The sequence below is a fragment of the Streptomyces sp. NPDC058637 genome (assembly GCF_042717325.1).
GTDB lineage: Bacteria > Actinomycetota > Actinomycetes > Streptomycetales > Streptomycetaceae > Streptomyces.
The window spans coordinates 122,342-141,633 of sequence record NZ_JBHXRD010000008.1 but is presented as its reverse complement, the minus strand read 5'-3'; the positions used below and the strand labels follow the sequence as shown (position 1 = coordinate 141,633).

Below are 19,292 nucleotides of genomic sequence, written 5' to 3'. Positions count from 1 at the left end.
CTCGCCCTCAAGCCGACCCCCGCCCCCGGACGGTCACAGCAGGGCGAACTGCCCTTCGGGGCCCTCCTCGTGGTGATCCAGCACCGAGGCGGGCCGTCGTGCCGACACGGGGACGGGCAGTACCCCGGCCCCGTGCAGCCCGTCCCGGGTCAGCCCCGGATTCTCGGCGAGCCGGCCCGCCAACGCCGCCTGCCGGGGTCCCAGTTCGTCGAGCAGGGCCAGGACCGTGATCAGTTCGAGCAGCTCCGAGGTCCACTCCTGCGGCCAGCCGCGCGGACGCAGCGCCGCCAGGCCCTCCGCCTCGGCCGGCACGGTGCGGCGCTCGAACCACAGTTCCAGCATCCGTACCCCGTTCACCCGGAACTCCCAGGCCCCGGCGGGAACGGGGGAGACGCGGCCGGTGCCGAGGGTCAGCGTTTCGGACGCCTGGTCGTAGTCCAGCCCTGCGGGCCGCGGCGGGATCGCCGCCCGCACATACGGGCGACGGCCGCCCGGCAGCCGAGGGCGCTCCCCGCCGTGTGCCCCGCGCAGCTGCACCCGCAGCACCTCCCGGCCCAGCGCCACCCCCTCGGCCCACAGGGCACCGTCCGAGGGCAGGGGTACGACGGGCCCGGACGGGGAGGGGCGGGCGGCGGCGAGGGCCCAGGCCAGCACGGACTCCGCGCCGCCGGAATCCCCGTACCGGGAGCGCAGCAGCCCGAGCAGGCCCGGCGCGAGGTTGGGTTCCCGCGCGCCCGGCCGCCGGTAGAGCGGCCGTATCCGGCCGGGACGGCCCGCGGGTGAGTGCCCGTCGGGCAGCAGCGCCGTCACGGACAGGGCGGGCCCGGCGCCCTGCGGCGCGTACCCGTGCTCGACGGCGAACAGCTGGTGCGCGTCGGCGACCCGCCACAGCTCGGGGCGTGCCGCGTCGAGCAGTCGGTGGTCCGGGATCAGCCAGTGCTCGTCGAAGGGGCCGTGCAGGATCCGCACCGGATCCGGATACGGCCCGGGGTCCCGGGCGAAACCACCCGTACCGGTGAACCGGCCCGGAAGTGCCGCGGCCGGGGTCAGTGGCGTACGGGAGCGGCTCGGCCGGAACAGGCGCTCCTGCTCGGCGCCCTCCGCCCCCACCAGCAGGTCCCAGCGGGCCCGCAGGGAGGCCGCGTCCGGGGCGGTCACCCAGGTGCGGCCCGGTCTCAGCGGCCGTACCGACCACGGCATGAGGTCGTCCAGCAGCGGAGGCACCGCGCCCCCGGCCGCCACCCGTGCTGCCACCGTGTCGTCCTCCCCGTCGCCACGTCCGCCCGCCCCCGGCATCGTAACGGCGGGCGTGCCGTCGTGGCGGGGGCGGTCAGTGCGCGTCCACCGTCACGGAGAAGGAGAAGCGGTCCCCGCGGTACCGGATCCGCGCCACGTCCACCACCCGGCCGTCCTCGCCGTACGCCACACCGGTGTAGTACAGGATCGGGCTCAGCAGGGGGACCCGCAGCAGCTCGGCCGTGGCCGGGTCGGCGAGGCGGGCCTCGACGGTGTCCGTGATCCGGGAGATCCGTACGCCGACGGTGTCACGCAGCACCTTCGTCATCGGCCACCGCTCCAGGTCGGCCACGTCGATCCGGGCCGCGATCTCGGGACGCACCGCGTTCTCCGCCCAGTTGGTGGGCTCCCCGGTGTCCTCGTCGCAGCGCAGGCGCCGGTAGCTGACCACCTCCGCACAGTCCGGGAAGTGCTCGGCGAGATCCCCGGGGACGGGCCCCGGACCGTGTCCGAGCACGGTCGTCCGCTCGCCCGACTGCTGGGCCACGATCGCGTCGATGGACCCCAGCAGCCGGACCGGCGACACCCGCCGGGCGCGCGGTTCGATGAACGTGCCGCGTCGCCGGTGCCTGCTGATCAGGCCCTCCGTCTCCAGCTCCTTGAGGGCCTGGCGCATGGTCAGGACACTGACGCCGTAGTGCACGGCGAGCTGCTCCTCGGTCGGCAGCCGGGGCGAGGCGTCCTGGGGGCGGCCCAGTATGGACGCCCGCAGCGACTGCGAGACCTGGTACCACAGGGGCAGCTTCCGGTTCAGCACCAGGGAGTCCGGGGCGAATGCGGGCGTGTGCCGCACCTCGTTCACCTGATCCATCCGGTTCACCTGGACTTCCTCGACGGCCGGCCGCGGGTCTCACGGCCGGAAGTTGCGGCTCAGACCCTGCCACACGTCGTCGTACCCGCGCTGCAGATGGCCCGCGCCCGCCGCCTGGGCGGTCGCCGTGACCGGCCAGCGGGTCTCGAACATGAACGCGAGTCCGTCGTCGATCTTCTGCGGCTTCAGCTCCGCCGCACTCGCCCGGTCGAAGGTCTCACGGTCCGGGCCGTGCGCCGACATCATGTTGTGCAGCGAACCGCCGCCCGGGACGAACCCGCCCGCCTTGGCGTCGTACGCCCCCTCGATCAGGCCCATGTACTCGCTCATCACGTTGCGGTGGAAGTACGGCGGGCGGAAGGTGTCCTCACCGACCAGCCAGCGTGGGGCGAAGACGACGAAGTCGACGCCGGCCAGGCCCGGGGTGTCGGACGGCGAGGTCAGGACCGTGAAGATCGACGGGTCGGGATGGTCGTAGCTGATGCTGCCGAGGACGTTGAACCGGCGCAGGTCGTAGACGTACGGCGTGTGGTTCCCGTGCCAGGCGACGACGTCGAGCGGCGAGTGGTCGTACGTCGCCGACCAGAGGTTCCCGCAGAACTTGACGACCACCTCCACGGGGCCCTCGCGGTCCTCGAACGCCGCCACGGGCGCCAGGAAGTCCCGTGCGTTGGCCAGGCCGTTGGCACCGATCGGGCCCAGGTCGGGGAGGACGAACGGCTGCCCGTAGTTCTCGCAGACGTAGCCGCGGGCGGTGGTGTCCAGGAGCTCGACACGGAAGCGGACACCGCGCGGGACCAGCGCCACCTGGCCCGGTTCGGCGCGCAGCAGGCCCAGCTCGGTGCGGAGCAGGAGACCTCCATGCTCGGGGACGATCAGGAGCTCGCCGTCGGAGTCGCCGAACACCCGGTCCGTCATGGAGGAGTTCGCGCTGTAGAGGTGCACCGCCATGCCGGTGCGCTGCGTGGCGTCGCCGTTGCCGCCCAGCGTCCACAGACCGGCCAGGAAGTCCGTACCGGGTGCGGCCTCGGGGAGCGGGTCCCAGCGCAGCCGGTTGGGGTCGGGGACCGTCTCGGTGAACGGGGCGGTGCGCAGCGTGCCGTTGTCGACGCGGACGAGGGCGGGGTGGGCCGCGGAGGGGCGGATCCGGTAGAGCCAGGACCTGCGGTTGTTGGCCCTGGGTTCGGTGAAGGCAGAACCGCTGAGCTGCTCCGCGTACAGCCCGAGGGGGGCGCGCTGCGGCGAGTTGCGGCCGTGCGGGAGGGCGCCGGGGACGGCCTCCGAGCTGTGCTCGTTGCCGAAACCGGCCCCGTAGCGGAGCCCTTCCGCGGTCTTCCTCGCCTGCTCGATGCCGCTCATCATGCGCTCCCGGTGAGAGAAGGAATCCTGTGGATCCCCTGACGAAGAATCCTATGGACAACCGTAGGAATCGGAACGCGGCCCGTCAACGGCATACATGGGGCACTCGGGTGTCATGTCTCCGGTGTCACCAGGATGCGGCGGGGGCTCCCGGGGTCGTGAAGGCCCCTGGGGGTGTGGAGGGTGCGGGAAGGGCTCGTGGGGGCGGTGCGCGAGGTGAACGGCCCATGGGGCCATCAGGCCCCTGTCGGAGCTCACGGCATCATGGTGTGCGTGTCCCCTGTGAATGCGAACCTCCGGCGCGTCCCCGTGCAGCAGCGCAGCGCCGACCGGCTGGCCCGGATCCTCGACGCCGGTGCCGGTCTGCTCGACGAGACCGGCTACGAACTGCTCTCCACCCGCGCGGTGGCCGACCGCGCCGGGGTGCCCATCGGCTCCGTCTACCGCTTCTTCCCCAACAAACGGGCGCTGGTCGACGCCCTGGCCGAGCGGAATCTCGACCTCTACGCCGAGCGGATCGTCGGCCGTCTCGCGGCCGTCCCCGCGCAGGAGTGGAGCGCGGCCATCGACGCCGTACTCGACGAGTACCTGGCGATGAAACGCTCCGTCCCCGGCTTCGCCCTCGTCGACTTCGGCCCGCCCGCCCCGGTGGCCGATCCGCTCGGCGACGCGAACCAACGGGTCGCGGACCGGCTGACCGCCCTGCTCTCCGGCCACCTCGGCCACCGTTCCGGCAGTGAGGAGGATCTGCTCCGGACCGTCCTGGTCTGCGTGGAGGCCGCCGACGCGCTGCTCCAGCTGGCCTTCCGCGCGGACCCCGCCGGCGACCCGTCGCTGATAGCCGAGACCCGGCTCCTGCTCCAGTCCTATCTGGCCAGGGTCCTGGGCTGAACCGGGCCCACCCGGGCCGACCCCACCCGGGCCGACCCCACCCGGGGTGACCCCACCCGGGGTGACCGAGGGGGTGGGACGCGGAGTGTCCACGCGGGTGCGTCCGCACTCTCGCCAGCATCCGTACCGGTCGGTATGCTCGGTCGCGCCGGGAGCCGCGCCCGCCGTGCGGGCCGCCGCGGTCATCGCCGCACGCCCGCGCGCCATCGCTGTCGCCGCCCCGGGGAGGGCCCATGTCCCACGATTCCCGCACCGCTCTGCGAGTCTGCCCGCTCTGCGAGGCCACCTGCGGACTCACCCTCACCATCGAGGGGACCACGGTCACGGGAGCCCGGGGTGACCGCGACGACGTGTTCAGCCAGGGCTTCATCTGCCCCAAGGGCGCGTCCTTCGGCGGCCTCGACGCCGACCCCGACCGGCTGCGCACCCCGCTCGTGCGCGAGAACGGTGTCCTGCGCGAAGCGACCTGGGACGAGGCCTTCGACACGATCGCCGCGAGGATCCCGGCGCTGGCCGAGGAGCACGGCAAGCAGTCGGTCGGCGTCTACCTGGGCAACCCCAACGTGCACACGATGGCCGGCGCCCTCTACCCGCCCATGCTGCTCTCCACTCTCGGCACCCGTAACGTCTTCAGCGCAGGCACCCTGGACCAGATGCCCAAGCACGTCTCCAGCGGACTGCTCTTCGGGGACGCCCACGCCATCCCCGTACCCGACCTGGACCGCACCGCCCACCTGCTGCTGATCGGTGCCAACCCTCTCGAGTCCAACGGGAGCCTCTGCACCGCCCCCGACTTCCCGGGCAAGCTCAAGTCGCTGCGCAGGCGCGGCGGCACCCTCACCGTCATCGACCCGCGCCGCACCCGCACCGCGCGCCTCGCGGACCGGCACGTCGCCATCCGGCCGGGCGCCGACGCCCTCCTGCTCGCCGCCCTCGCCCAGGTGCTCATCGACGAGAAGCTCGCCGACCCCGGCGCGCTCACCGACCACCTCGACGGCTACGACGAACTGGCCGACGCGATGGCCGACTTCACCCCCGAAGCCGTGGCCGCCGCCTGCGACATCGACGCCGACACCATCCGCGTGATCGCCCGCGAGCTCGCCGCCGCCCCCGCCGCGGCCGTGTACGGGCGCATCGGCAGCTGCACCGTCGAACACGGCACCCTCGCCAGCTGGCTCGTCGACGTACTCAACATCCTCACCGGCAACCTCGACCGCCCCGGCGGCGCCCTCTTCCCGCTCTCCGCCACCGCCCGCGCCCCCCGCGCGGCGGCCCCCGGCAAGGGCTTCGCCCTCGGCCGCTGGCGGAGCCGGGTCTCCGGCCACCCCGAGGCCAAGGGCGAACTGCCCACCGCAGCGCTCGCCGAGGAGATCGAGACCCCGGGGGAGGGGCGGATCCGCGCCCTGATCGTCGTCGCGGGCAACCCGGTGCTCTCGTCCCCCGACGGGGACCGCCTCGACCGGGCACTCGCCGGCCTCGACTTCATGGTCAGCGTCGACCCGTACCTCAACGAGACCGCACGCCACGCGGACGTGGTGCTGCCCCCGCCGCCGCCCTCGCAGAGCGCCCACTTCGACTTCGCGTTCAACTCCTTCGCCGTCCACAACCAGGTCCGCTACAGCCGGCCCGCCGTGCCCCTGGAGGACGGCCGGATGGACGAGAGCGAGATCCTCGCCCGCCTCGTCCTCGCCGTCGGCGGCACGCACGGCGCGCCGCCCGGCTCCGTCGACGACCTGGTCATCGCCGCCACGCTGGACAGGGCGGGGGCCCCCGCGACGCTCGCCGGCGAGCTGACCGGCCGCACCGGGGCTGAACGGCGCCTCGACCTGATGCTGCGCCTGGGCCCCTACGACCTCACCCTGGAGCGGCTTCTCGCCCACCCCCACGGGATCGACCTCGGCCCGCTGAAACCCCGCATCCCGCAGGCGCTCAAGACCCGCAGCGGCCGCATCGAGCTGTTCCCGGCACCGATCGCCGCCGACCTGCCCCGCCTGCGGGCGGCGCTCGACGCGGAGCCCGCGGAGCTCGTCCTCGTCGGCCGCCGCCATCTGCGGTCCAACAACAGCTGGATGCACAACGTCGCCTCGCTCCGCGGCGGCTCGAACGTCTGCACGCTGCAGATCCACCCCGACGACGCGGCCCGCCTCGGACTCGCCGACGGCGACATCGCCCGCATCACCGCGGCGGGCGGTCAGGTCGAGGCACCGGCCGAGATCACCGACGCCGTACGGGCCGGGGTCGTGAGTCTTCCGCACGGCTGGGGACACAGCCGTCCCGGTACCCGGATGTCCGTCGCGGAGGCGGAGCCGGGAGTCAACGTGAACCAGCTGCTCGACGGCACCCTCATGGACCCGCTGTCCGGCACCTCGGTGCTCAACGCCGTGCCGGTCTCTCTCACACCAGCTCGCTGACCTGGTGTTTTGCTCGTATTGCTCACGCGTCAACATCTTGTGAACGTCGCGAGGGGACCCCTAACGTCATCCGAACCGCCGGCCTCGGTGCGAGTTCAAAGGTGAACGTTAGGTATCCCACATGTTGACAGTCCTCGGATTTGCCATGATCGCGACCTTCCTGGTCCTGATCATGATGAAGAAGATGTCGCCGATCGCGGCGCTGATCCTGATCCCCGCACTCTTCTGTGTCGCCGTCGGGCAGGGTGCGCAGCTCGGCGACTACGTCATCGAAGGTGTCGGCACCCTCGCGCCGACCGCGGCGATGCTGATGTTCGCCATCGTCTACTTCGGCGTGATGATCGACGTCGGCCTCTTCGACCCGATCGTCAGGGGCATCCTGCGCTTCTGCAAGGCCGACCCGATGCGGATCGTCATCGGCACGGCGCTGCTCGCCGCGATCGTCTCGCTCGACGGCGACGGCTCCACCACGTTCATGATCACCGTCTCGGCGATGTACCCGCTCTACAAGCGGCTGAAGATGAGCCTGGTCGTGATGACCGGTGTCGCCGCCACGGCCAACGGCGTCATGAACACCCTGCCCTGGGGCGGCCCCACCGCCCGCGCCGCCACCGCGCTCAAGCTCGACGCGGGCGACATCTTCGTCCCGATGATCCCGGCCCTGGCCGTCGGACTGCTCGCCGTCGTCCTGCTGGCGTGCGTCCTGGGCCGTCGCGAGCGCAAGCGGCTCGGCGTGCTCACCCTCGACGAGGCGTGCGTGCGGGAGCCCGAGACCGTCCTGGTGGGCACGGGCGGCGGCGGGACCCCCGCGAAGGGGGCGCCGGCCGGTACGGGTGGCGGGGTCCCGGTGAAGGGGGCGCAGCCGGGCGCGGACGGGCCGGAGACGTCCGACGAGCCGGACGAGGAGTTCAAGGGACTCGACCCCGACAGGTCCACGCTGCGGCCGGGGCTCTACTGGTTCAACGCCGGCCTCACCGTCGCCCTGCTGGCCGCGATGATCCTCGAACTCATGCCGATCCCGGTGCTGTTCCTGCTCGGCGCGGCCCTCGCCCTCACGGTCAACTTCCCCCACATGCCCGACCAGCGGGCCCGTATCGCCGCCCATGCCGACAACGTGCTCAACGTCTCCGGCATGGTCTTCGCCGCCGCCGTCTTCACCGGCGTCCTCACCGGCACCGGTATGGTCGATCACATGGCCGACTGGCTCGTCGGTGCCATCCCCGACGCGATGGGCCCGCACATGGCCCTCGTCACCGGCCTCCTGAGCCTGCCCCTCACCTACTTCATGTCCAACGACGGCTTCTACTTCGGAGTCCTGCCCGTGCTCGCCGAAGCCGGCGCCGCCCACGGCGTCTCCCCGCTGGAGATCGCCCGCGCCTCCCTGGTGGGCCAGCCGCTGCACATGTCGTCCCCGCTCGTGCCCGCCGTCTACGTCCTGGTCGGCATGGCCAAGGTCGAGTTCGGCGACCACACCCGCTTCACCGTCAAGTGGGCCGCGCTCACCTCCCTCGTGGTCCTCGGCGCCGGAATCCTCTTCGGCATCATCTGATGCCCACCCCGTCACGGCCCGGCAGGGGCTGGCTGCTGCGCCTCGTCATCGCCTTCTCCTTCGCGCAGGGGGCGGTGTCGATGGCGCGGCCCGCCGTCTCCTACCGGGCCCTCTCGCTGGGCGCCGACGAACGGGCCATCGGCGTCATCGCCGGGGCGTACGCGCTCCTCCCCCTCTTCGCCGCCGTGCCGCTGGGCCGCAGGACCGACCACGGCCGCTGCGCACCCCTGCTGCCCCTCGGCGTCGTCCTGATCGCCGGGGGCTGCGCGCTCAGCGGCCGCGCGCACTCCCTCACGGCCCTGGCGGCCTGGAGCGGGGTCATGGGCCTGGGCCACCTCTGCTTCGTGATCGGCGCCCAGTCACTCGTCGCCCGGCAGTCGGCCCCCGCCGAACAGGACCGCAATTTCGGCCACTTCACCATCGGCGCCTCCCTGGGCCAGCTCGTCGGACCGATCGCCGCCGGATACCTCGTCTCGGAGCGGGACGGCGCCATGGCCCGTACGAGCGCCCTCGCGCTGCTCGTCTCGGCGGGCGTCGCCGCCGTCTCCTTCACCGCCCTGTGGCGCGTCGAGCACCGGGCGTCCACCGGCTCCGCGCGGCCGGCGTCCCGGCAGAAGGTCCCGGTCGGCCGGATCCTGCGGACCCGCGGCGTCCCGGCCGGCATCTTCATCAGCCTCGCTGTGCTCTCCGCCACCGACATCCTCACCGCCTACCTGCCGGTCTTGGGCGAACAGCGCGGCATCCCGCCCGCCACGGTCGGACTGCTGCTCAGCCTGCGGGCCGCCGCCACCATCGCCTGCCGGCTCGTCATGACACCCATGCTGCGGCTCCTCGGCCGGACCGCCCTGCTCACCACGACCTGCCTGCTCGGAGGTCTGCTGTGCGCGGGCATCGCCCTGCCGGTGCCCCTCCGGTGGCTCGCCCTGATGCTCACGGTGATGGGCTTCTGCCTGGGGGTCGGCCAGCCGCTCTCGATGACCACGGTCGTCCGGGCCGCCCCCGCGGCGGCCCGTTCCACCGCGCTCGCCCTCAGGCTCACCGGCAACCGCCTCGGCCAGGTCGCGACCCCCGCGTCGGCCGGGCTGGTCGCCGGTGTCGCGGGCGGTGCGGCGCCGTTCGTGATGCTGGGAGCCCTGCTGGTCGGGGCGGCCGGACTCGGCGTACGCAGCGGCCGGACCACCCCCGAGGACCCCGCCCCACCCGTCCCCGTACCCCGCGCCGGGGCCGAGCGGCCCCACGCGAAGCGGAACCCCGCCTGACCCATCCCGAGACCGATCGGCCCTGCGCGAATCATTCCCACGCCCCGCCCCGTGGGTCGACTTCAGGCCACGCAGCCGCTCCCCACGCGCAGCCCCCCACGTCGAGTACCAGGGCCACGAGGCGCTGGTCCACCTCGACACCGGCTCGCGGCCCGCCATGGTGCCCGACCTGGAGTCGCACCCCCGCAGGCACCCCGCCGCCGTCGCGCGGGCGGTGGCGGAACCGGTGTGCCGGAACGCCTCAAGCAGCGCGCCACCGGCTCCGTCGCCGTACTCGACACGCCGGACCCCCGGCCGCGCGTGACCTGTGTCTCCAGCCGTTCCCTGGCGCCGAAAAACTAACAGCGCTAGTTTGGGGCCGGGACGGCATCCGTCCGTACGCACGGCTTCGGCGGCAGGCACAGTGAGCCCGGGAGGAACAGCCATGAAGGCGCATGACGGGATGTACATCGGCGGGGAGTGGCGGCCCGCCTCGGGCCAGGACACGATCGCGGTCGTGAACCCGGCGGACGAACAGGTCATCGGCCACGTCCCGGCGGGCACCGCCGAGGACGTCGACGCCGCGGTACGCGCCGCCCGCGCCGCGTTCCCCGGCTGGGCCGCCACCCCGCCCGCCGAGCGCGCCGCCCGGATCGGCGCCCTGCGCGACGTCCTGGCCGCCCGCCAGGACGAGATCGCCGAGACCGTCACCGCGGAGCTCGGCTCCCCGCTGCCGCTGTCCCGGGCGGTGCACGCGGGCGTACCGGTGCTGGTCGCGGGCTCGTACGCCGAACTGGCCGCCACGTACGCCTTCGAGGAGAAGCTGGGCAACTCCACCGTCCTGCTGGAGCCCGTCGGGGTCGTCGGCGCGATCACCCCCTGGAACTACCCGCTCCACCAGATCGTCGCCAAGGTGGCCCCCGCACTCGCCGCGGGCTGCACCGTGGTCCTCAAGCCCGCCGAGGACACCCCGCTCACCGCCCAGCTCTTCGCCGAGGCCACCCAGGAGGCGGGCCTGCCGGCCGGCGTCTTCAACCTGGTCACCGGACTCGGCCCCGTCGCCGGACAGGCGCTCGCCGAGCACGAGGGCGTCGACCTGGTCTCCTTCACCGGATCCACCGCCGTCGGCCGGCGGATCGGCGCCACGGCGGGCGCCGCGGTCAAGCGGGTCGCACTGGAGCTCGGCGGCAAGTCCGCCAACGTCATCCTGCCCGGCGCCGACCTCGCCAAGGCCGTCAACGTGGGCGTCGCCAACGTGATGTCCAACTCCGGCCAGACGTGCAGCGCCTGGACCCGCATGCTGGTCGACGCCGACCGGTACGAGGAGGCCGTGACCCTGGCCGCGGCGGCCGTCGCCAAGTACGTCCCCGGGGAGCGCGTCGGCCCCGTCGTCAACGCCGCGCAGCAGGCCCGGGTGCGCGGCTACATCGAGAAGGGCGTCGAGGAGGGCGCCCGTCTCGTCGCCGGCGGCCCCGAGGCCCCCAGGGAGCAGGGCTACTACGTCAGCCCCACCGTGTTCGCCGACGTCACCCCCGGCATGACCATCGCGCGGGAGGAGATCTTCGGCCCGGTGCTCTCGATCCTGCGGTACGAGGACGTGGACGACGCCCTGCGGATCGCCAACGACACCGTGTACGGGCTGGCCGGCGCGGTCTGGGGCGCCGACGACGCCGAGGCCGTCGCCTTCGCCCGCCGCATGGACACCGGGCAGGTCGACATCAACGGCGGCCGTTTCAACCCGCTGGCCCCCTTCGGCGGTTACAAGCAGTCGGGTGTGGGGCGCGAGCTCGGCCCGCACGGCCTCGCCGAGTACCTCCAGACCAAGTCCCTCCAGTTCTGAGCCCCCTCCGACCCACCGAGGAGTCTGTTCGTGGTCCGCGCCGCTGTACTGCCCGCCGTCGGAGCTCCCCTGGAGATCACCGACATCGAACTCCCCGAGCCCGGCCCCGGCCGGGTGAGGATCAGCCTCGCCGCCGCCGGGGTCTGCCACTCCGACCTGTCCCTGTCCAACGGCACCATGCGGCTGCCCGTCCCCGCCGTCCTCGGCCACGAGGGGGCGGGCACGGTGCTCGCCGTCGGCGAGGGCGTCACCCAGGTCGGCCCCGGTGACCAGGTCGTCCTCAACTGGGCGCCGTCCTGCGGAGAGTGCTTCCACTGCGGGATCGGCGAGATCTGGCTCTGCGCCGACGCGCTCAAGGGCGCGGCGAACATCCACGCGCGTACGGCCGACGGCACCGAGCTCCACCCGGGCCTGAACGTGGCGGCCTTCGCACAGGAGACCGTCGTCGCGGCGAACTGCGTCCTGCCCGCCCCGGCCGGCATCCCGCTCACCGACGCCGCGCTGCTCGGCTGCGCGGTCCTGACCGGATACGGGGCCGTACACCACTCCGCCCGGGTCCGCGAGGGCGAGAGCGTCGTCGTGTTCGGGATCGGCGGGGTCGGCCTCGCAGTCCTCCAGGCCGCCCGCATCGCGGGAGCTTCGAAGATCATCGCCGTCGACGTGTCGCCGGAGAAGGAGGAGCTCGCCCGCCGGGCCGGGGCCACCGACTACGTCGTCGCCTCGGACACCACCCCGCGCGCGATCCGCAAGCTCACCGGCGGCCAGGGCGCCGACGTCGCCGTCGAGTGCGTGGGACGGGCCGCCACGATCCGCGCGGCCTGGGAGTCCACCCGGCGCGGCGGACGCACCACGGTCGTCGGCATCGGCGGCAAGGACCAGCCGGTGACCTTCAACGCCCTGGAGATCTTCCACTGGGGCCGCTCGCTCACCGGCTGCGTCTACGGCAACAGCGACCCGGCACGGGACCTGCCCGTGCTCGCCGAACACATCCGGGCCGGCCGCTTCGACCTCTCCATGCTGGTGACGGAACGCATCGCGCTCGACGGCATCCCGGCGGCCTTCGAGAACATGATCGCGGGCAGGGGCGGCCGCGCGCTGGTCGTCTTCTAGGCACCGGGGCAGGACACCGGCGGCGGCTCAGGAGACCCGGGCCTCCGCCGGCTCCTCGCCGCCCGCGGCCGTACGCGAGGCCGCCCGCGACCGGGTGCGGGAGATCGCCACCCCGGCCAGGCACAGCAGCCCGCCCGCGACGGTGAGCAGCGCGGGCACCTCGCCGAGCAGCAGCCACGACATCAGCACCACCAGGGCCGGCACCGCGTACGTCGTCGCGCCCAGCCGGCCCGCCGTGGTCCGGGCCAGGGCGTAGGCCCAGGTGGTGAACGCCAGCGCCGTCGGGAAGACGCCGAGGTAGATCATGTTCAGCGTCGCGGAGAGCGGTGCGTCGGCCGCCTCGGAGACCAGCACCCCGGTGAACGGCAGGCAGGCGGCCGTACCCACCAGGCAGCCGAACGTGGTGATCTGCAACGGCGATCCGTGCCGCAGCGCGGGCTTCTGGATGACCACCCCGCCGGCGTACGACACCGCGGCCACCAGGCACAGGAGCACACCGAGCACCGAGGAACTCCCGTGCCCGGACATGGAGAGACCCACCACGACGGCACCGGCGAACGAGACCCCCATGCCCGTCAGGAGCCGGCGCGGCAGCCCCTCCCCGAGCAGGCGGGCCCCGAGCAGCGCCATCAGGATCGGCCCGATGTTCACGATCATGGCCGCCGTACCCGCGTCGACCTGCTGCTCGCCCCAGTTGAGCACCACCATGTACAGCCCGAACCACAGCAGCCCGGACGCGATGACGCCCGGCCAGGCGGCCCTCGACGGCAGCCCCTCCCGGCGTACGAGCAGGATCGCGCCGAGCGTCAGCGAACCGGCGAGCAGCCGGCCCAGGGCCAGTGCGCCCGGTGAGTACGCCTCGCCCGCGCTGCGGATCGAGACGAAGGCGGAGGCCCACAGGATCACCGTGGTGCACACGGCGGCAGGGGCACGCCAGTCCCGGAGCGGTGAGGAGGCCGCGGATGGTGCGGGTGTCGTCGTCATGGCGACGACCGTAGGGCCGAAACGCTTCGGCACCCAACGAATTGTCACGAACCGTCAATCGTCGTGGGGCCGAGATCCAGGAGCTCCGACAGTGCCCGCAGCCCGCCGGGGGTCACCCGGACCGCGCGGCCCGATCCGAAGCGTTCGCACCATCCGGCCCCCAGCGCGTGGCCGCACAGGGCGGCACCCGCGACACCCGCCAGGTGCGGCCTGCGTTCGGTCCAGTCCAGGCAGCCGCGCGCCAGGGGCCGCCGTGACGTGGTGTCCAGCGGCACACCGAGCGCGCCGAACCAGTCCAGCCCGTCCTCGGTGAGCGCGAAGCCGGTGTCCTGCCGCAGCAGCCCCCGGGCGGTCATCGCGTCCGTGATCGCGATGCCGAGCCGCCCGGCGAGGTGGTCGTAGCAGGTGCGCCCCCTGGCCAGCGCGCTGCTCAGGCCCGCCGCGCCCAGGGTCCGCGGACCTGCCTCGTCGGGGCCGGGGGCGGTCTGTGCGGCGAGCTCCTCGACGAGCCGGGCGACCCGTGCGCCCGCGAGCCGCACGTAGCGGTGGCGGCCCTGACGCTCCTCGGCCAGCAGCCCGCCGGTGACCAGCTTCCCCAGGTGCTCGCTCGCGGTCGACGGGGCCACCCCGGCACAGCGCGCCAGCTCGCCCGCGGTCCAGGCGCGGCCGTCGAGCAGGGCGAGACAGAAGGAGGCGCGGGTCTCGTCGGCGAGCAGCGAGGCCAGGGCGGCGAGACGGGGTGCGACCGGGTCGTGCGGGGGCGTGCGTGCCATAGGTCCAGGATGCGTCAGGAACCGTTCGGCGGGCGCCGAACGGTTCCTGACGCCGTCTTTCCGTTCGTCACCGTCCGGTCGTACTGGAGTGCGAGGCCGTCCAACAGGGCCCGCAGCCCGGTCTCGAAGGCGCCCTCGTCGACCTGCTGGCGGCGGTCGGCCAGCAGATGGGCCTGCCCGAGGTGGGGGTAGTCGGTGGGGTCGTAGGCGGTCTCGTCGTCGACGAAGCCGCGGGCGAAGGAACCGAGCGCGGATCCGGTGATGAAGTAGCGCATCAGCGCGCCGATGTAGGTCGCCTGGGCGGGCGGCCAGCCGGCCCGGACCATGGCGCCGAACACCGCGTCGGCCACCCGCAGACCGGCCGGGCGGCGCCCCGGCCCCTGGGCCAGCACCGGCACGATGTGCGGGTGCGCGGCGAGCGCCGCACGGTAGGAGACGGCCCAGTCGTGCAGGGCCGCGGGCCAGTCGCGGGGGTCGGACTCCTCGAACATCGACAGGTCGACCTGGGCGGACACGGTGTCCGCGACGGCGTCGAGGATCTCGTCCTTGTTCCGGAAGTGGTTGTAGAGCGAGGGCCCGCTGACTCCCAGCTCGGCCGCGAGCCGACGGGTCGAGACGGCGTCGAGTCCCTCGGCGTCCACGAGGGCGCCCGCCGCCTCGACGATGCGGTCTCTGCTGAGGAGGGGCTTGCGCGGTCGGGCCATGCGGCACATAGTAGGGCCTGCAAGCAGAAAACTAGCAGTGCTAATTAAAAGTGGGGTGTCGCAGGATGAACCTGGAGCTGAGCGAGGAGCAGGAAGCCGTACGGCAGCTCGCCGAGGACTGCGTCGCGCGGGAGATCACCCCGCACGTCGTCGAGTGGGACCGGGCCGAGAATGTCGACAAGTCGATCGTGAAGAAGCTGGGAGCCCTCGGCTTCCTCGGTCTGACGATCCCCGAGGAGTACGGCGGCTCGGGCGGCGACCACCTCGCCTACTGCCTGGTCACCGAGGAGCTGGGGCGCGGCGACTCCTCGGTGCGCGGCATCGTGTCCGTCTCGCTCGGCCTGGTCGCCAAGACCATCGCCGCATGGGGGACCGAGGAGCAGAAGCGGCAGTGGCTGCCCGGGCTCACCGCGGGCGAAGCGGTCGGCTGCTTCGGCCTCACCGAGCCGGGCACCGGCTCCGACGCGGGCAACCTGACCACGAAGGCCGTGCGCGACGGCGACAGCTATGTGATCAACGGCTCCAAGATGTTCATCACCAACGGCACCTGGGCCGATGTCGTCCTGCTCTTCGCCCGCACGAACGACACCCCCGGTCACCGGGGCGTCTCCGCCTTCCTGGTGCCCGCCGACAGCCCCGGCCTGACCCGGCGCACCGTACACGGCAAGCTCGGACTGCGCGGCCAGGCGACGGCCGAGATCGTGCTGGAGGACGTCCGCGTCCCCGCCACCACCCTCCTGGGGCCGGAGGGCAAGGGCTTCTCCATAGCCATGTCCGCCCTGGCGAAGGGCCGGATGTCAGTCGCGGCCGGCTGTGTCGGCATCGCCCAGGCCGCCCTCGACGCCGCCGTGCGGTACGCGGGCGAGCGCGAGCAGTTCGGCAAGTCCATCGCGAGCTACCAGCTCGTCCAGGAGCTGATCAGCGACATCTCCGTGGACGTCGACGCGGCCCGCATGCTGACCTGGCGCGTCGCCGACCTCGTCGACCGCGGCCAGGACTTCGCCACCGCCGCGTCCACGGCGAAGCTCTTCGCCTCCGAGGCGGCCGTCCGCGCCGCAAACAACGCCCTCCAGGTGTTCGGCGGCTACGGCTACATCGACGAGTACCCGGTGGGCAAGCTGGTGAGGGACGCCCGTGTGATGACCCTCTACGAGGGCACCAGCCAGATCCAGAAGCTGATCATCGGCCGCGCGCTGACGGGCGTCTCCGCCTTCTGACCGCCGCCCGGCCGGCCCCGGGCCGCCGCGGGGACTGAGTACCGACTGAGTACGCCGACGGATGTGGCGTACGCCACCGCGCCCGATGCTGTGCAGCATGAGTGAGACAACATCGGTCAAGCAGCAGAGCACCGCCGCCTTCTACGGCCAGGCCGTCCTCTCCTTCGGAGTGGCCATGGGCGCGGTGGCCCTCGGTATCTTCTTCCTCGACGCGGACGCCTGGGTGCGGGCCTTCCTCGCCATCGGCGTTCTCTACCTCGTCACTTCGTGCTTCACTCTGGCCAAGGTCATCAGGGACCGCCAGGAGGCCGGGCAGATCATCAGCCGTGTCGACCAGGCCCGGCTGGAGAAGATCCTCGCCGAGCACGACCCCTTCCAGAAGCTCTGACGATCCCGGCCACCGGTGCCCCCTAAGCGCTTGCTCAGGTTCGCGGTATGGTGTTCGTCCTGCGAGGGGAAAGGGGCACGTGACCATGAGCACGGCGGAGGAGACCGACGGCGAGAACACGCCGTGGAGCGAGGTCACGCCCGAGGCGGCCCGGCGACTGCTCGTCGCCGCCGTCGAGGCCTTCGCCGAGCGCGGCTATCACGCGACCACCACACGGGACATCGCAGGACGGGCCGGGATGAGCCCGGCCGCGCTCTACATCCACTACAAGACGAAGGAAGAGCTGCTCCACCGGATCAGCAGGATCGGCCACGACCGCGCCCTGCTCCTCCTGGAGACGGCCGCCGACCGGGACGGCACGGCGGCCGAACGGCTCGCCGGCGCCGTACAGGCCTTCGTCCGCTGGCACGCCGAGCGCCACACCACGGCCCGGGTCGTCCAGTACGAGCTCGAAGCCCTCAGCGACGAGCACCGGGCCGAGATCGTCGAACTGCGCCGGAAGAGCGACGCCGCGGTGCGCCGGATCATCAGCGAGGGCGTACGGGCGGGCGAGTTCGACGTCCCCGACGTCCCGGGCACCACGCTGGCCGTGCTGTCCCTCTGCATCGACGTGGCGCGCTGGTTCAACGCGCAGGGCAGCCGGACGCCCGACGAGGTCGGCACGCTCTACGCCGACCTCGTCCTGCGGATGGTCGGCCCCCGGAAGTAGCACCGGCGGGGCCCCGGGGGACGCCTGTACGGCCCGGGGCCCCGGGGGGCGCCCGTAACAGCCTGGCGGCCCGGCGGCCGTGAGGGGCTCAGAAGTAGTAGCGCGACACCGACTCCGCGACGCAGGCGGGCTTGTCGCCGCCCTCGCGCTCGACGGTGACGAGGGCGGTCACCTGCACCCCGCCGCCCGCCTCCTCGACGCTCCTGAGCACGGCGGTGGCGCGCAGCCGCGACCCCACCGGGACCGTCGAGGGGAAGCGGACCTTGTTGGTCCCGTAGTTGATGCCCATCTTCGCGCCCTCGACCTGAAGGATCTGCGGGACGAACACGGGCAGCAGCGACAGCGTCAGGTAGCCGTGCGCGATCGTCGTCCCGAAGGGACCGGCCGCGGCGCGCTCCGGGTCCACATGGATCCACTGGTGGTCGCCGGTGGCCTCGGCGAACTGGTCGATCCTCTTCTGCTCGATCTCCAGCCACTCGCTGTGACCGAGTTCCTGGCCCACCCCGTCACGCAGCTCCTGCGCGGACGTGAAGATCTTCGGCTCTGCCATGTTCCTGGTCCCTGCCTTCCGGCTGTCAGTCCTGAGGTGCGCGCCCCGAGCGGTGTCTAAGCGCTTGCTCAGCATGGTTGGGCGGTGCGTCCCTGTCAACGAGTGGCCGCCCGGGATTTCGAAGGGGGAGGCGGCGGCCGAGGCGCGACCAGTAGGGTTCGGGGAGTGCCACAGATCCCGCAGACACTTCATGAACTCACGGTCGGCCAGCTCTCCTTGCGCAGCGGCGCCGCCGTGTCGGCCCTGCGCTTCTACGAGGCCAAGGGCCTGATCAGCAGCCGCCGCACCAGCGGCAACCAGCGCCGGTACACCAGGGACGCCCTGCGCAGGGTCGCCTTCGTCCGCGCCGCCCAGCGGGTGGGGATCCCGCTCGCCACCATCAGGGACGCGCTCGCCGAGCTGCCGGAGGAGCGCACGCCGAACCGCGAGGACTGGGCGCGGCTCTCCCGCGCCTGGCGCTCGGAGCTGGACGAGCGCATCAAGCAGCTGGGGCGGCTGCGCGACCACCTCACCGACTGCATCGGCTGCGGGTGCCTGTCGCTGGAGAACTGCGTGCTGTCCAACCCCGACGACATCTCCGGCGAGCGGATCACCGGGTCGCGTCTGATGCCCGAGGGCAAGGCGGCGGACCGCCCGTAGGCGCGTGCGGGCCCGGTGCGGCTCCCGCGTGTGCCCGTGCGCCGGCCCCACGCGGGGCGCGCCCGTGTCCGGCGCCCCCGCCCGGCCCCGCTCAGGCGGCCGACGCCAGGCCCCTCGTCCGTACCCCCCGGGCCTTCGCCAGTGCTCTCGCGGTCAGCACGGGCCGGGGGACCGCGATGCCGCACCCCGTGCAGACCGGCCCGGACCACGGTTCGCGGTCGAGGTCCTGCCGCCAGGCGATGCCGGTCCCCGCGCAGACCGGGCAGGCGGCACCCGGCTTCGAGCCCAGGGCGGCGATCAGCCGGCCCAGCACCTCGGCGAGCGGCGCGGTCGGGTGGACCTCCGGGTCGTCGCAGGGGGCGACGCCGTTGCCGCCCCAGGTCCGCCGGTGCCAGTCGTCGAACGTGCCCGGCCGGCGCAGCCCGTCGTGCTTCTCACGGCGCCGCCGCTCGGCGAAGCCCGTCTCGTACGCGAGCCAGACGGCCCGCGCCTCCTCCAGCTCCTCCAGTGCGCGGACCAGGCGCCCCGGGTCGGGAGCCCGGTCCTCGGGCTCGAACCCGTGCCGGGCACACAGGTGGTCCCAGGTCGCCCGATGACCGTAAGGGGCGAATCGTTCCAGGCATTTGCGCAGCGAGTACCGCCGCAAAGCCAGATCGCCCCGCGGATCGCGGACCTGTCTCGCAAGACTCCGGAAACCAGCCATGGCACTGCCACCTCCGTCGCTCGTACTTCGGCGTCAAGGGATGGACGTACGACTGCCCGATTCGGCTCCATCGAAAGGTGAAAAGCATCCACGGGTTGAGACGATCCCCCGTGTGGAGGC

At 72.9% G+C, this 19,292-nt stretch carries 18 protein-coding genes; 10 read left to right on the top strand and 8 right to left on the bottom strand.

The annotated features are described in order from the left end of the window. Positions 1-33 precede the first annotated feature (33 nt). From ACFWVP_RS10485 to hmgA, 3 genes are all read right to left on the bottom strand, one after another. The gene (locus tag ACFWVP_RS10485) at positions 34-1,254 is read right to left on the bottom strand and encodes a type ISP restriction/modification enzyme (RefSeq protein ID WP_384495355.1); all 1,221 of its coding nucleotides are present in this window, start codon (positions 1,252-1,254) and stop codon (positions 34-36) included. A gap of 76 nt (positions 1,255-1,330) precedes the next feature. Next, positions 1,331-2,107, bottom strand: a complete 777-nt coding sequence (locus ACFWVP_RS10480; protein ID WP_384495353.1) for a GntR family transcriptional regulator — start codon at positions 2,105-2,107, stop codon at positions 1,331-1,333. 39 nt (positions 2,108-2,146) lie between these two features. Further along, complete coding sequence (gene hmgA / locus ACFWVP_RS10475; RefSeq protein ID WP_384495505.1) at positions 2,147-3,466, bottom strand: homogentisate 1,2-dioxygenase; 1,320 nt, start codon at positions 3,464-3,466, stop codon at positions 2,147-2,149. Between the two features lie 264 nt (positions 3,467-3,730). On the opposite strand from hmgA, the gene ACFWVP_RS10470 reads away from it, so the two are divergent. The 6 genes from ACFWVP_RS10470 (at position 3,731) to ACFWVP_RS10445 (ending at position 12,505) form a co-directional block, all read left to right on the top strand. Next, positions 3,731-4,357 carry a TetR/AcrR family transcriptional regulator gene (locus tag ACFWVP_RS10470; RefSeq protein ID WP_384495351.1) on the top strand — a complete coding sequence of 209 codons (627 nt, stop codon included), beginning with the start codon at positions 3,731-3,733 and terminating at the stop codon, positions 4,355-4,357. A gap of 233 nt (positions 4,358-4,590) precedes the next feature. Next, on the top strand, positions 4,591-6,768 hold the full coding sequence (locus ACFWVP_RS10465; protein WP_384495349.1) for a molybdopterin oxidoreductase family protein: 2,178 nt from the start codon (positions 4,591-4,593) through the stop codon (positions 6,766-6,768). 121 nt (positions 6,769-6,889) lie between these two features. Continuing rightward, positions 6,890-8,317, top strand: a complete 1,428-nt coding sequence (locus ACFWVP_RS10460; RefSeq protein WP_384495347.1) for a CitMHS family transporter — start codon at positions 6,890-6,892, stop codon at positions 8,315-8,317. Continuing rightward, positions 8,317-9,576, top strand: coding sequence for an MFS transporter (locus ACFWVP_RS10455; RefSeq protein WP_384495345.1), 1,260 nt, complete (start codon positions 8,317-8,319; stop codon positions 9,574-9,576). Before ACFWVP_RS10460 ends, ACFWVP_RS10455 begins: the two co-directional genes overlap by 1 nt. A 424-nt stretch (positions 9,577-10,000) precedes the next feature. Further along, positions 10,001-11,395, top strand: coding sequence for an aldehyde dehydrogenase family protein (locus ACFWVP_RS10450; protein WP_384495343.1), 1,395 nt, complete (start codon positions 10,001-10,003; stop codon positions 11,393-11,395). 30 nt (positions 11,396-11,425) lie between these two features. Further along, complete coding sequence (locus tag ACFWVP_RS10445) at positions 11,426-12,505, top strand: Zn-dependent alcohol dehydrogenase (RefSeq protein ID WP_384495342.1); 1,080 nt, start codon at positions 11,426-11,428, stop codon at positions 12,503-12,505. 27 nt (positions 12,506-12,532) lie between these two features. Here ACFWVP_RS10445 and ACFWVP_RS10440 read toward each other — a convergent pair whose 3' ends face one another. Genes ACFWVP_RS10440 through ACFWVP_RS10430 form a run of 3 tightly spaced genes read right to left on the bottom strand, consistent with a single transcriptional unit; the run spans position 12,533 to position 14,966 of the window. After that, the gene (locus tag ACFWVP_RS10440) at positions 12,533-13,489 is read right to left on the bottom strand and encodes a DMT family transporter (protein WP_384495340.1); all 957 of its coding nucleotides are present in this window, start codon (positions 13,487-13,489) and stop codon (positions 12,533-12,535) included. Positions 13,490-13,533: 44 nt separating this feature from the next. Next, positions 13,534-14,262, bottom strand: coding sequence for an ArsR/SmtB family transcription factor (locus ACFWVP_RS10435; protein WP_384495338.1), 729 nt, complete (start codon positions 14,260-14,262; stop codon positions 13,534-13,536). A 14-nt stretch (positions 14,263-14,276) separates the two neighbouring features. Then, the gene (locus tag ACFWVP_RS10430) at positions 14,277-14,966 is read right to left on the bottom strand and encodes a TetR/AcrR family transcriptional regulator (RefSeq protein WP_384495336.1); all 690 of its coding nucleotides are present in this window, start codon (positions 14,964-14,966) and stop codon (positions 14,277-14,279) included. A gap of 65 nt (positions 14,967-15,031) precedes the next feature. Here ACFWVP_RS10430 and ACFWVP_RS10425 point away from each other — a divergent pair, with 65 nt between their 5' ends. The 3 genes from ACFWVP_RS10425 (at position 15,032) to ACFWVP_RS10415 (ending at position 17,280) form a co-directional block, all read left to right on the top strand. Beyond that, the gene (locus tag ACFWVP_RS10425; protein WP_384495335.1) at positions 15,032-16,183 is read left to right on the top strand and encodes an acyl-CoA dehydrogenase family protein; all 1,152 of its coding nucleotides are present in this window, start codon (positions 15,032-15,034) and stop codon (positions 16,181-16,183) included. 97 nt (positions 16,184-16,280) lie between these two features. After that, positions 16,281-16,571, top strand: a complete 291-nt coding sequence (locus tag ACFWVP_RS10420; RefSeq protein ID WP_329212709.1) for a YiaA/YiaB family inner membrane protein — start codon at positions 16,281-16,283, stop codon at positions 16,569-16,571. Between the two features lie 85 nt (positions 16,572-16,656). Further along, the gene (locus tag ACFWVP_RS10415; protein WP_384495333.1) at positions 16,657-17,280 is read left to right on the top strand and encodes a TetR/AcrR family transcriptional regulator; all 624 of its coding nucleotides are present in this window, start codon (positions 16,657-16,659) and stop codon (positions 17,278-17,280) included. A gap of 88 nt (positions 17,281-17,368) precedes the next feature. Here the strand turns inward: ACFWVP_RS10415 and ACFWVP_RS10410 are convergent, their stop codons facing one another. Then, positions 17,369-17,830, bottom strand: coding sequence for a MaoC family dehydratase (locus tag ACFWVP_RS10410; protein ID WP_384495331.1), 462 nt, complete (start codon positions 17,828-17,830; stop codon positions 17,369-17,371). Between the two features lie 165 nt (positions 17,831-17,995). Here ACFWVP_RS10410 and soxR point away from each other — a divergent pair, with 165 nt between their 5' ends. Next, on the top strand, positions 17,996-18,469 hold the full coding sequence (gene soxR, locus ACFWVP_RS10405) for a redox-sensitive transcriptional activator SoxR (RefSeq protein WP_384495330.1): 474 nt from the start codon (positions 17,996-17,998) through the stop codon (positions 18,467-18,469). 91 nt (positions 18,470-18,560) lie between these two features. On the opposite strand, the gene ACFWVP_RS10400 is transcribed toward soxR, so the two are convergent. Then, positions 18,561-19,172 (bottom strand): hypothetical protein, encoded by a 612-nt coding sequence (locus tag ACFWVP_RS10400; protein WP_384495328.1) that lies wholly within the window; start codon positions 19,170-19,172, stop codon positions 18,561-18,563. Positions 19,173-19,292: the final 120 nt, after the last annotated feature.